Consider the following 13142-nt stretch of genomic DNA (forward strand, 5'->3'; position numbering starts at 1 on the left):
CTACCAAAACGTGGTTAACATCGAGGCCCCTATCGGCTCAGTTGAACAAGACAACGGACTCCATTCGGTCTTCCCGCTTTTGCGATGGGGTTGCAGGAAGCTGGGGGGCGGGTTGACCACGAGCCGGGCGCGGCCGCGCTCCGGCACGCGCATTTCCTCTCAGCATGCGTTCCAGCTTTTCGATCTGCCTCAGCAGATCCTGAGAGTGATTCTCCATCTCCTGCGCGGTCGAGGAGCATTCCTCGGAGCTGGCGGCATTCTGCTGGGTCACGCTATCGATTTCGCTGATGGATGTAGTGACTTGACCAATACCGCTATTCTGCTGCGAGGAGGACTGAGCCACCAGATCGAGGGCGGCTCGCGAGCGTGACGCCTGTTGCACGATCTTCTCCAAGTGAGTATGAACGTCCTCCGTAATGCGAGTGCCTTCCTTCACGCTGCGAATGGCGGTCTCGATCTTCTCACGGGTGGAATTCGCAGAGCCCGCGCTCTTGTGGGCGAGAGATCGCACCTCTTCGGCTACAATGGCGAAACCGGCTCCCGCTTCGCCAGCGCGCGCCGCTTCCACGGCTGCGTTGAGGGCGAGGATGTTCGTCTGGAACGCGATCTCCTCGATGGACTTGGCAATGTCGGCGATCTGGTCGCTGGACTCCTCGATGCACTTCATCGACTTGCCCATTTGATCCATGGCTTGAGACCCTTGAAGGGCGGTCTGGTCAGTCTCGCGGGCGATGGCTTGCGCATCGCGAACGTGCTCTTCATTGGTATCCGAAATCGCCTTCATTTCTTCCATGGTGGCGCTGATCTCTTCGATCGAGGCAGCCTGTTGGGCGCCCCCATCCGCGAGGCGCTGGCTCGAGCTCGCTAAAGAGCGTGAACGCTCCAAGCCCTCGTCAGCTTTCTTGCGCAGGGTGTCCGCGATCGAACCGATCGTTTTGTAAAGATTGCTCGCTAGGAAATGGCCCGATCCGATGCAGACTCCAATGCAAAGGAGACCGAGCGCGACCGCTTGCCACTTGTACCATTGAGCCTCCGCAAGGCGCTCCTTGGTGTACGTTTCGATGTCGTTCAGAATGAAATCCTTCAGCGATCCGATTCCAGCCATCACCTGAGCGCCAGCTTCCTCAGTCGGCTTCACGATCGACTGGTCGAAAACGAGAGGCTGGTTGATTCCCTCGCGATAGACTCCCTCATCGATGAGCAGTCGCGTGGACTCCAACACGAGATCCCAATGGTGATTGGTGATTTTCCGATCGATCAGTTTGCGAGCGTCCTCAGGAGCATTGGCTCGAATCTTAGATAGCAGCGTTTGGGAGTCGGTGAGATACTGCTTGCTCACGGTATTGACGGTCTCCGTGACCTCGCCTGTATCGAGGTTGTAGACCATCATGCCCACATGCCGCTCCGTACGCAGCCGAAGCTGCATGGTGGCATCGGCTAGGATCATTTTTCTAACCAGTTCGGCATCGTGCGCTTCGATCGCCAGCTGGGGAATCAGACCGATGAGCCAATTGATCTCCTCGACGTAGCGTTGCACGCTAGGCCACGCGGCCACGCGGCCGCTTCGCAACCCATCGCGTATCTCGTCCACATGAGCGTGAAAATCGAGTTCGTTTTGGACCATATCGATAAACCGATCCGAGTACTGGCTTTTGTCCAAATCTTGCACCAGAGCTTCGATATCGTCGAAGAGTCCATTGGTCAGCTCCACCTGTTGTTCGTAGCGGTCGACGCTCTCCTGCGAGTAGTAATCCATCGTCGGACTCGCTCCCCAAGCCGCTACAGATTCCTCCGCAAAGGACTCCGAGGTCTTGATGAACAAGACCAGCAGCTCGCTTACTTTTGAAAAGCTTCGCAGCTTGCTAACCTCGCTACTGTGGTCGACGTAGAGCACAGTGGCTAGGATCAGGGCGAACACTGCAATGAATAGATTCGAGACGAAGATTCGTGCCTTGAGGGACATAAAACGGTGGGGCCTAAATTTTGAAAACGACCGGGTCGCGAGCTGCCTGTTCGCGCGCGAACCGTATCGTCTCTATCGGGTTTCGCCTCTACCGGGTGAGCGCCGACCCCATGACCGAGCGAAATTGACAGTGATTTTACGCACTGCCGACTGCTTTGAGCGCCCCAGACGCTAAAAAGCGCCGGACGTATCCGTCCGGCGCCCTAGGAGGAAGTCTCCCAAAACTACTACGAGTAAAACTTAGACTTCGGAATCGTTCTTGATGAAGTCGATCAGCTCGTCGACCTGCGTGAAGGCGACGGCGGAGTAGGTGTCGGCCGCCCCGTAGTAGATGGCGATTTTGCCGCTCGGCGCATCGTACATGGTAGCGCAAGGGAAGGTCACGTTGGGCACGAAGCCGGTCGATTCGTAGCTCTTTTCCGGAGTGAGCAAATAGCCGCGCGTGCGGTAGAGCACTTTGGATGGATCGTCGATATCCAATATGGCCGCTCCGATGCTGTAGACGAAACCGCTACAAGTGGTGGAGACGCCGTGGTAGAACATCAACCAACCTTCCTTGGTCTCGATGGGGATCGGCCCAGCGCCGATCTTTACGCCTTGCCACCAGCCGGAACCGCCAGCCTTCATCACGAGACGATGCTTGCCCCAGTAGGTCATGTCCTTGGAGTGGCTGAGGAAAATGTCGCCAAACGGCGTGTGGGCGCTGTCGCTAGGACGGCTCAAAAGCACGTATTCGCCATTGATCTTTCGAGGGAAGAGCACGCCGTTGCGGTTGAAGGGCATGAGCGGGTTCTCGGTTTTCACGAAGGTCTTGAAGTCCTTGGTGTAGCCCATGCCGATGGAGGCTCCGCCGAGGTCGTCGCACCAGGTGATGTAGTACCTGTCGTCGATCTTGACCACGCGCGGGTCGTAGGCGAAAGAGTTCGGATTCGGGTTTCCGTTTTCGTCCACCCAATCGATCATCTTGTCTTCCAGGTCCCAGTTGAGGGCGTCCTTGCTCCTGCCGAAATGCAGACCGGCCCGGCCGCTCTTGCTGTCGATGCGGAAGACGCCGACGAATCCGTCGCCGTAGGGAACCACCGCGCTGTTGTAGGCGCGAGCTCCGCTTGGGATCGGATTCCAACCGATGATAGGATTGGCGCTGTAGCGCCACATCACGTCGCTGGAACCCGCGGGACGTTCCTCCCAGGGTAGATTTGGCAAGGGTTCGCCAATGATAGTAGAAGACTTTGAAACGCTCATGAGCTTAACAGTTTGAGGAGAGTGAGGGGGATTTTCGCGCCCCGAAACGCTCGGGTCGAGACGATGAAACGAAGGTTCAGCAAAGGGGAGTTTCAACCTCAAAACCGGTCGAGTTGCCCGAATGCCATCCTCAACGAGCGCTTTTCAATCGCGGAGGTGAACCTGTCTTAGAATCGGTGCAAGCAGTCTCAGATTTTTCGCACGAGTCAGCGCAACTGATACGCAAAATTATAGGCAAATTGAGAAAACGCCTCCCAAACCGCCATTTTCTCGAAACCTGCTCAGCTTCCTAAGGACCAGAGCGTGCCCGGAGGTCCCGCTCCACCATCGACCCGAGAAAAGGAGGAACGCGACCTCCCGGCGCGTTCTAAAACGTCGGACCAGTCCACGTCGCCTCCGCCAAACACGTCTAAAGCTCACGTACCCAGATGTTGCGAAAGCGTACCGGGTTGTCGTGGTCCTGCAGCACGATTGGCAATTTGTCGGGATGCGGGAAGTAGTACGGTTCGCCGATGAAGGAGGTTGGTCCCTGCAGGACAGCGTTGTACTGAATCAGCACCCCGTTGTGCAAAATGGTCATGAGGGCAGGGGAGATCAGCGTGCCCTTCTCCGAAAAGCGAGGAGCGGTGAAAAGAATGTCGTAGGTCTGCCACTCGCCGGGCTTGCGGGACGCGTTCACCATGGGCGCGTGCTGCTTGTAGATCGAGCCCGCCTGGCCGTTGGAATAGGTTTCATTCTGGTAGGAGTTCAGAACCTGAATCTCGTACATGCCCATGATGAACACGCCGCTGTTTCCGTACTCCTGACCGTGCTTGTCCTCCAAAACCGGCACCTGCCACTCGATGTGCAGCTGCATGTCGCCAAAGGCTTGCTTGGAGGCGATCGCGCCTTGCTTCGCTCCGGCGATCATCATGCCGTCTTCGACTGTCCACGCCGCTTCGCCCCAGTCATCGCCTTTTTGGTACTGTTTCAGGTAGTAAGCGGTGCGATCCGCACGCACGCCTTCGCCGAAGGGAGTCTTCTCCCAGTTCGAAAGATCGGTTCCGTCAAAAAGCACCACCGCGTCGGAGGGCGCCGAGCTGACGCTCGGTCCCGGGTCGACCACCGGCACGTCCACGTTCACTTCCGTGATTATCCAGGGATTGGTTTCACTCAGCTTCTCCCAGTCGAGCGGCTCGAGCCACTCCTCAGCGAGAGCGATGGCCGCGAAGCCGGTTGAAACGAAGGCGGAAAGGGCGATCAGTTTAACGATTTTCATAGGGTTCTAGGGGTTGCTGCCTGTTAGCAACACAATGCTTGAAGGCGCTTGGCAAGCGCAGAAAGGCATGTTCCGATTTTTCGATAAATCAACTTCCCGCGCTCGCTGTGGTTGCATTTGCCAAAACAGCACGCATAGACAGGGGCATGATCACTCTCCGCTACGGCACGAACCCTCATCAAAAAGAAGCCTTCCTCGAGTTTCCGGAGCCTTCTCCCATCAAGATCATCAACGGCGCTCCGGGCTACATCAACATGCTGGACGCCCTCACGTCCTGGCAGCTCGTGCGCGAGCTGAAAGAGGCCACCGGCAAGGCATCCGCGGCCTCATACAAGCACGTCAGTCCGGCCGGAGCGGCCATCGCCAAGCCCATCGACGACGCGTTCAAGGAGTCGCAGTTTCTCAAAACAACCGACTTCTCGCCGGTCGCCAGCGCTTACGTGCGGGCTCGGGGAGGGGACCGTCTTTGCTCGTTCGGCGACGTGCTGGCGGTGAGCGACGTGGTGGACGTTAGCCTGGCTCAGTTTCTCAAAACCGAGGTCAGCGACCTGATCATCGCTCCTGGCTACGAGCCGGAAGCAGCCGAAATCCTCAAGCAGAAGAAAAAGGGCGGCTTCTGCATGCTGGAGATCGACTACGACTTCATGCCGACCGGCATCGAAAAGCGCGAAATCTTCGGTATCACCGTAGCCCAGGAGCGCAACAGCCGCCTCTATACCAAGGCCGATTTCACCAACGTCGTTTCTGAAAATAAAAACGTCTCCGAGGACGCTCTCGACACCTTGCTCGTCGCGGCGATTTCCCTGAAGTACACCCAGTCGAACTCCATCAGCGTGGCCTACGATGGCCAGATCGTGGGCATGGGCGCCGGCCAGCAGTCCCGCATTCACTGCACCCGCCTGGCTTGCGACAAGGCCGACAAGTGGTTCCTGCAGCGCCACCACAAGGTGCGAGGCCTGGACTTCAAGGACGGCCTCAAAAAGGTGGAAAAGACCAACCTCATCGACCAGTACCTGCTCTGGGACAGCCTCAGCGCCCACGAGGAAGCGAACATGTTGGAAAACTTCAACACCCGCCCCGAGCCCATCAGCCGCGAGGAGCGGGCCGAGTGGATCAAGCAGTACGACGACATTTGTCTCGGCTCCGACGCTTTCATCCCATTCCGCGACAATATCGACCGAGCCAGCCGCTCTAACGTGCAGCATATCGTGGAAACAGGCGGTTCGCTACGCAGCGACCTGGTTATCGACGCCGCCAACGAATATGGCATGACCGTCACCGCCACCGGCATCCGCAGCTTCCTGCACTAGAGCAAGAGCGCCCAGCTCATTGACAGACTCTCAAGCGTGTCAGAGCTTTCTGGCACGCTTTTTTATGTGCCTGAATGAAGGCCCATTTCCCTCAACCCATTCATAAAGCTACCCCACGAAAGAATGCCCCATTTCCTTAGGCCCGCCCCAAAGCCTCTCACCACGCTCGTCCTCATCGCAACCACCTGCGTCCAGGCCCTCGCCGCCGCCGACAGCCCCGATCAATCGCCGCCCACGCTCATCGACCCCGACGCCACCCCGCAAACCCTCGCTCTCTATCGAAACCTCAAAGAGCTCGCTCCGCAGGCCACGCTATTCGGCGCCCAAGCCACACTGGCCTACGGCTACCATTGGTTCGACGAAGAAGGGCGCTCGGACGTTAAAACGGTTACCGGAAGCTATCCCGCGGTCTACGGATGGGATGTCATGGAAATCGAACTACCGACTGAGGCCCGTTCCGAAAACCACTACCGCTACGACTTCGACGACCGTATCCGCTGGGCCAAGGAAGCCTACGCTCGCGGCGGGGTCATCACTTACGCTTGGCACAAATCCAATCCCGTCTCCGGCAAGAATTTCTACGACAAGACGCCCGCCGCCGCCACCTTGCTCCCGGGTGGCGAGAACCATGAAGCCTTCATGGAAACGCTCGACCGGCTGGCCACGTTTTTCAAAGCCCACGAAGAAGTCCCCATCATCTTTCGTCCTTGGCACGAGCACAACGGAGATTGGTTCTGGTGGGGCAAGGGCTATGTATCCGAAGAAAACTACATCGCTCTCTGGCGTCTCACCGTCGACACCCTCAGAGACGAAAAAGGCGTGCACAACCTCATCTACGCCTTCTCGCCCGACCGCAGCCGGATGTATGAGCACGAGGGCAGGGATGCCTATTTTTATGCGTATCCAGGAGATAACTACGTCGACATCATCGGCATCGACAACTACTGGGACGTCGGACATCCGGGCAACCGGAAGCCGAAGGAGGAACGCATCGAGGATTTCGTCGCCAGCCTCGAGCTAGTGGTCTCCATCGCAAACGAGAAAAACAAAGTAGCCGCTCTCACCGAAACCGGACTGGACCGCCTAGAGGATCCGACCTGGTGGACGGAGGTGCTGCTGGCTGGAATCAACCGCAACGAAACCACCCGGCAGATCGCCTACCTGCAAGTCTGGAGAAACGCCAATCGCGAGCTCGAAGGACGCGACCACTTCTACGTGCCCTACGAAGGCCACCCCAGCGTCCCTAGTTTCATCGAATTCAAAAACGACCCCAGCATCCTTTTCGAAGACGAGCTGCCGGACCTCTATCAGCAGTCGCTTCATCCATAGCCCGTATCTGCGCTTCTGCGAAACGCGCCGCATACAATGCCACCTCAGCGCGGCGGCCTACAAATTGTTAGCCGGGGCGGCGACCCGACACCCCAGCCTCGTCGCGAAAACGGGTTGACTCGCATCGCCTCAACAATCATTTTTCTCGCCATCACTCCCCGCGCAAAGACGGAGCGGGGGAGTCCTTTGAAACCAAAAACGCGAATCGATATGACAGCCATTGTAAGCAACGAGATTGTTTTCCTCGGTCGTTCGCGTCCCGCCAACTGATGGTCAGATAGCACCCGTCAGGTTCATTTTCATTAGGCTGCGAGCGATCCGAGCTCGTGGCCTTTTTTAGGTCATTTCATTCCCGCGTCCGCAGGCCTCCGTCACTTCGGCCCGACGCATCAACTCGAAGAAATGAAAGACGATGAATTTGAACCTTACCTCTCTCGGATGGAATCCGAACCTGCAATCTCACCTCGAATCCTACGCCGATCCTAGTCTCATCCCGGCTCGAGTCGTTCGACAAAATCGCGATCAGTATATTCTGAATACGGGAGACCGCGAGCGCGTCGCCCAGCTCCCGGGCTCCTTCCATCAACGCATCTCATCGGAAATCGACTACCCGACTGTCGGCGACTGGGTCGTACTCCAATGCGACCCCAACCATGACATTCAGCTCATTCTCGACGTGCTGCCGCGAAAGAGCGTCTTTACTCGCCAAGCGGCGGGCAGGACCTCCGCGCATCAGCTCGTGGCCGCCAACTTCGATTTCCTCTTCCTCGTATCCGGACTCGATGGCGATCTCAATCCGCGTCGCATCCAGCGCTACCTGACACTCGCCTGGAACAGTGGAGCGGAGCCGGTGGTGCTGCTCAACAAAGCCGATCTTTGCCACGATCTGGAAGCCGCTCTTCAAGAGGTGAAAACCGTCGCCAACGAAGCGACCATCCTCGCTGTCAGCGCCAAGAATCCGCAATCGCTGATTCCCTTGCAGCCTTATCTGCAACAGGGAAAAACCGTGGCTCTCCTAGGCTCCTCAGGAGTCGGCAAGTCCACTCTCATAAATGCCTTGCTCGGTGAATCACGTCTCGCGACCCAAGCTAACCGAGCTTCCGATAGCCGCGGCAAACACACCACCACCTGGCGGGAGATTCTGTCGATTCCGACCGGCGCTTGTCTGATCGACCTGCCGGGCATGCGCGAGCTCCAGCTCACGGGAGAAGAAGCGGGCATCTCGAAAACCTTCGCCGACATCGAAGCAATCGCTCGAGATTGCCGATTTCGAAACTGTCGTCACCAAGGCGAACCTGGCTGCGCGGTGGAATCGGCCATCGAAGCGGGCCTAATCGATCATGATCGCTACCTACAGTATTCGAAAATCAAGGACGAGTCTCGCGCGGCGGCAAAAAGACGCGGCGCCCTTCAACCAGCGAATGCAAAAAAGAAAAGAGCCCTCGAAGAAAAGGAGCAGCGTTTCAAAGAGATCTCCAAGAGCATGAAGCGAACGCGAAAAGCGCATCGCAAAGGAGGACATATCGACGGATTCTAGCGCAAGAAGAACATCAAAGGGTGGAGCGGGGCCTCCGGGCACGCTCTTTTATCCGCGAACACGCCCTGGAGCGCCCCCTGCCGGGCCGGAGAGACTTTGTTTGCGTTTCTCACGCTCTGAGCTATTTCTCCTGCATAACGGGCTGAGAACTCGCCCGCAATTGAAATGGATAAAGACTACTGGAACAGAATCTGCGAAGACTACGAAACGGAAATCCTAAGTGTATTCGACAATGACCTACACGGGGCCGTGAAAAATCGCGTGCTCGATTTCGCCGATTCCAACCAGGTTTCCCGAGTCGCCGACATTGGCTGCGGAGTGGGGCGCTTCACTCCACTTCTAGCTGAACGCTTCGAAGAGGTGGAGGCCTGCGACTTCTCCTCTGTCGGGCTCAATAAAACGCGCCGCCGTTGCCGCGGCCATGCCAACGTCAATTTCCACAAAGTCGACCTCTCGCTCGATCCCATCCCGTTTGAGCCGGTCGACTTCGCATTTTGCGTCAACGTGCTCATCATGCCCTCGCTGGACAAACGCCTGAGGGCCTGGAGAGCGGTGGCGAATCAAGTGGCGCAGGGCGGCTCCTTGTTGCTGGTCGTCCCGTCGTTCGAATCGGTGCAAATGGAGTTCTACAGCGCCATAGAAACCCATCTCAGCGCCGGCGAAAGCTGCGGCGAAGCCGTTCGCAACAGCACCGACGAAAAGGCTCTCGCTGCCGACTTGCGACTCGGCGTGCACCAGCTCGACGGCATCAGGACCAAACACTACCTGAAGGACGAGCTTGCCCAAATGCTGCAGGATCATCAGTTTGAGATTCGTGAAATTTCCAAGCTCTTGTATTCGGAGGACAAGTACAGCGGGTTTCACTCATGGGATTGGCTGGCGATCGCGGTTAGAAAGTAGCCGCGAACCCGATTACGGATTCAACCACATCACGCATCAAGAACAGCAGGGTGCCGCCCCGCCAGATCCAGCAAAGAGCCATGCAAAAAGTGATCATAGACAGCGATTGGGGAGGGGATGTGCTGCAATTGGCGAGCATACTCGCCGCCTGCCCCCTTGAATACGACCTTCTCGGAGCCACCGTCACCTTCGGCAACGCCTCGCTAAAGCAGAATCTTGAAAACGCCGGCGCCATGCTGCGCTTTCTCGGCATCGATCGAAAAGTGAGACGCTACGCGGGCGCCTTTGCTCCTGATGGCGTCGCCGAGCCTCCTGAAGGCGACGACGCTCACGGCCGCACCGGTCTTGGTAGCGCGGTGCTCGAAACTTCGACCATTGCTCCCTCCGAAATCGATGCCGTCGACTTCTTGGTCGAAACCATCGAAAAAGAACCTGCTGGATCAATCATCCTCGTAGCCACCGGACCTCAAACCAACGTGGCCCGAGCCATTCGCAAAGCGCCGCAGACCATGCAGCGCCTCAAAGAGATACGCATCATGGGGGGATGCACGCATCCGATTCGTGGATACCGCGTAGACTCAAGTCTAAGGCGCGTTGGCGAAACCGCAATCGAGCGTCGTGGCAACATCACCGAGCACGCTGAGTTCAACTTTCAACAAGCTTCGAACGATGCCGATGCTGTATTGAGAAGCGGAATACCTATCGCGCTCTTTCCGATGAACTGCACTCATCAGCTCACGTTCACTCCCGATCGCGAGAAGCGGCTGCGAAGGGAGCTAAGCTACCTGAAAACAGGAACGATCGAGCAGCTCGTCAGCCTTTTCGAAGGGCCAGCTCGCATCGACCGACAAAAGTTCGACAGTTACCCGGTGATGCATGACGTGCACACTACCGTATCCCTTGTGAAGCCAGAACTTTATCTTGGAGCTTTCGGTGAGGTTAACGTTACCACCCGCGGTGAAACTGCCGGTTCGACCGAGTTTTCCGAGAGTCCTAACGGCAATCACTGGGTGAGCCAAACGATCGTGGAGCCGGAATCAGTGTTCGAAGTTCTGCTCAGCTCGCTACGAACGCTCGTCTGACTCATCGGTATTCTCGAATTCAATCTGTTTGTTCCAGCGCTTGCGAGCGAGCTCCCGCATGTCGACCACTGAATCGGATTCGTCGACAATCTCCAAGCCGATCAACGTTTCCACCAGATCCTCCATGGTCACCAGCCCACTGGTTCCACCGTATTCGTCGGCAACTACAGCGATCTGCTCCTGATAGGAGATGAACTCATGAAAGAACTTTCCCAGCGAGTCCAAGGCTGAAACGATCCGGATCGGACGCCTTAACTCCTTGATCTTCAACAACTCATCGCCACCGCCTTTGGCGACTTTCTGAAGTATTTCACTTTTAACTACATATCCTGTCGGTGAATCCTTAGATTCTGAATACACCGGAATGCGAGAGAACTGCAAAGCGGTATGATCCGAAATAGCGGCCTCGCAGGTTAGATTTTCATCGAGCGAGCTCATCACCGTCCGCGGCGTCATGATGTCCTCGACCCGAGCCTCTCGGAATCGGATCAAACTCCGGATCATGCGAGACTCGCTCTCGTCCAACACCCCTTCGATGCGACCGATCTGAGCGAGAGCGATCAGCTCCTCTCGACTCACGCTCTTTTCCCGCTTGGCGCTGGTTTGGATCAGCTGCGTGATCTGCTTGGATAAGGCGACCAAAGGGTAGGTGCTGATCACGATCAACCGGCAGGAATGGGCGGTGAACGGCGCCAAGCCCCGCCAGAACTGAGCCCCAAGCGTCTTGGGGATGATTTCCGATATGATGAGGATGAGCAAGGTCAGCACCGCGGAAATCACGCCGAAGTACGCCTCGCCGAACACTCGCGCGGCCTGAGATCCGACTCCAGCAGCCCCGACCGTATGAGCCACCGTGTTGAGCGTCAGAATCGCCGCCAACGATTGGTCAATCTCCCGCTTCACGCGACCAAGCAGCTTGCCAGTACGAGTGCCGTTTCGCTCTTGCTGACGAACGAACGACGGAGGCATCGACAGGAGAGACGCTTCCAGAATGGAGCATAAAAAAGAAACGCCAAGGGCCAGCAGCAAATAAGCGATAAGCGCGAACACCTCGGGATCTTAGCAGCAACTTCGCTCCCGCAGGCAATCGTAATCGTAGACGATTTGCCTTCAAACCCCTAGGGGACACGTTCACCACTCAGATCCCATCTTCGCCAATGATATCTCGAAAATCAGCAGGAAAGCTCATCATGTCGTTCGCTGCAGTCTATGCGACAGCCGCCATCGGCTCGATCGCATCCATATCAGCCAAAGAGTTTTACAGCGAACTCGCTCGGCCTTCGTGGGCGCCGCCAGGCTGGTTGTTCGGGCCAGTCTGGACGGTTTTGTTCACCATGATGGGCATTTCCTTATGGCTTGTCTGGCAGCAAGCCCGCAGCGGCGAACGCCGGTTGGAACTAGGCGTCTTCTGCGCCCAGCTAACGATAAACGCCATCTGGTCTTGGCTATTCTTCCAGTGGAAACTCGGAGGGTGGGCATTCGCCGACATCCTGCTGCTCATCGTGCTTGTGCTGTTCGCAATCAGGTTTTTTTGGATACGAAGCAAACTGGCTGCCTGTTTGCTCATTCCATACCTCGCGTGGATCAGTTTCGCCGCAGCGCTCAACCTCGCACTGTGGCAAGCCAACCCTCAAAGCCTGTAGAAAAGAGAAGAGAAGAACCCTGAATCCCAGACAAAGCGCCAGAGCCGAACCTAGAAATCTAAATTAGACATAATGCCTATTGTGCGTCTTTTGGAGAGATGAGTAATTTCCTCCATAGCGATGCAACTCACTGACCTACAAGGTGGAACCTGGCCTCCGGACGCGTTCGTCCAACCCAATCAACCCACAGCCCCAATGCCCCAACACATGCCCAAGGCCGAGCCGCAGCTCGAGAGCAACCGCCAAAGACCGTTATCCAGATCCAGATACGTCACGAAAACACTCCCGAGCTGATTTCGCTAGTCTAACCCTAGATCCCAGCGACCGATCCCGCGCTCCGACTTTCGCCTCGCACTTTCACGGGTCTCTTGCTAGCGATTCCTGCATCTCCTCAAACCCCAAATTTCTCCCTGTATGATCCGATCCTTGCTTCTCTTTTTCGCAGCCATAGCGTTGAGTTCCGCCTCCATTCAGGCCGACAGCGAAAGCTACCAGCCCCAAGTCGGCGACATCTACTTTCAATCCCTTCATTACTCGCCGCTAGTCGCCACTATCGAAGGAGCTACGAATTCCCCATACAGCCATTGCGGCATTCTAAATCTCTCCGGCGGCAAATGGGTCATTCACGAAGCCATCGGCCCGGTTCGAATCACCCCCTTGAAAGACTGGATACAGCAAGGAGTGAACGACGAATACGACGTGTTTAGGCTTAGAGAACCCTACCGCGAGCAAGCATATAAGATTCTGGAAGCCACCGAGCTCTACATGGGTCGGCCTTATGACATTCAGTACGATTTCGACGACGAAAAAATCTATTGCTCCGAACTGATCTTCAAAGCCTTTCGCGATGTCTTTCACGAAGACCTAGGCGAAGTCGT

At 56.7% G+C, this 13142-nt stretch carries 11 protein-coding genes; 7 read left to right on the forward strand and 4 right to left on the reverse strand.

From position 1 onward, the window contains the following. Positions 1-37: 37 nt before the first annotated feature. From QEH54_RS16375 to QEH54_RS16385, 3 genes are all read right to left on the reverse strand, one after another. Complete coding sequence (locus QEH54_RS16375; protein WP_309019785.1) at positions 38-1963, reverse strand: methyl-accepting chemotaxis protein; 1926 nt, start codon at positions 1961-1963, stop codon at positions 38-40. A gap of 240 nt (positions 1964-2203) precedes the next feature. Then, on the reverse strand, positions 2204-3205 hold the full coding sequence (locus QEH54_RS16380; RefSeq protein WP_309019786.1) for a glycoside hydrolase family 130 protein: 1002 nt from the start codon (positions 3203-3205) through the stop codon (positions 2204-2206). Between the two features lie 409 nt (positions 3206-3614). Continuing rightward, the gene (locus tag QEH54_RS16385) at positions 3615-4463 is read right to left on the reverse strand and encodes a DUF1080 domain-containing protein (protein ID WP_309019787.1); all 849 of its coding nucleotides are present in this window, start codon (positions 4461-4463) and stop codon (positions 3615-3617) included. Positions 4464-4609: 146 nt separating this feature from the next. Here QEH54_RS16385 and QEH54_RS16390 point away from each other — a divergent pair, with 146 nt between their 5' ends. The 5 genes from QEH54_RS16390 to QEH54_RS16410 all read left to right on the forward strand — a co-directional run bounded on the left by QEH54_RS16390 (position 4610) and on the right by QEH54_RS16410 (position 10621). Next, on the forward strand, positions 4610-5773 hold the full coding sequence (locus QEH54_RS16390; RefSeq protein ID WP_309019788.1) for a phosphoribosylaminoimidazolecarboxamide formyltransferase: 1164 nt from the start codon (positions 4610-4612) through the stop codon (positions 5771-5773). A 123-nt stretch (positions 5774-5896) separates the two neighbouring features. Next, positions 5897-7102, forward strand: a complete 1206-nt coding sequence (locus QEH54_RS16395; RefSeq protein WP_309019789.1) for a glycosyl hydrolase — start codon at positions 5897-5899, stop codon at positions 7100-7102. A 412-nt stretch (positions 7103-7514) separates the two neighbouring features. Then, positions 7515-8639: a ribosome small subunit-dependent GTPase A gene (gene rsgA, locus QEH54_RS16400; RefSeq protein WP_309019790.1), complete on the forward strand. Its 1125-nt coding sequence runs from the start codon at positions 7515-7517 to the stop codon at positions 8637-8639. Between the two features lie 165 nt (positions 8640-8804). After that, on the forward strand, positions 8805-9539 hold the full coding sequence (locus QEH54_RS16405) for a class I SAM-dependent methyltransferase (RefSeq protein ID WP_309019791.1): 735 nt from the start codon (positions 8805-8807) through the stop codon (positions 9537-9539). 80 nt (positions 9540-9619) lie between these two features. Further along, positions 9620-10621, forward strand: a complete 1002-nt coding sequence (locus tag QEH54_RS16410; protein WP_309019792.1) for a nucleoside hydrolase — start codon at positions 9620-9622, stop codon at positions 10619-10621. On the opposite strand, the gene QEH54_RS16415 is transcribed toward QEH54_RS16410, so the two are convergent. Further along, the gene (locus QEH54_RS16415; protein WP_309019793.1) at positions 10604-11671 is read right to left on the reverse strand and encodes a CNNM domain-containing protein; all 1068 of its coding nucleotides are present in this window, start codon (positions 11669-11671) and stop codon (positions 10604-10606) included. The genes QEH54_RS16410 and QEH54_RS16415 overlap by 18 nt on opposite strands. Positions 11672-11778: 107 nt before the next feature. Here QEH54_RS16415 and QEH54_RS16420 point away from each other — a divergent pair, with 107 nt between their 5' ends. Continuing rightward, positions 11779-12264 carry a TspO/MBR family protein gene (locus QEH54_RS16420; RefSeq protein ID WP_309019794.1) on the forward strand — a complete coding sequence of 162 codons (486 nt, stop codon included), beginning with the start codon at positions 11779-11781 and terminating at the stop codon, positions 12262-12264. Positions 12265-12678: 414 nt separating this feature from the next. Next, a partial coding sequence (locus tag QEH54_RS16425) for a YiiX/YebB-like N1pC/P60 family cysteine hydrolase (RefSeq protein ID WP_309019795.1) occupies positions 12679-13142 on the forward strand: 464 nt, incomplete at its 3' end.

Source organism: Pelagicoccus sp. SDUM812003, assembly GCF_031127815.1.
Classification (GTDB): Bacteria; Verrucomicrobiota; Verrucomicrobiia; order Opitutales; family Opitutaceae; genus Pelagicoccus.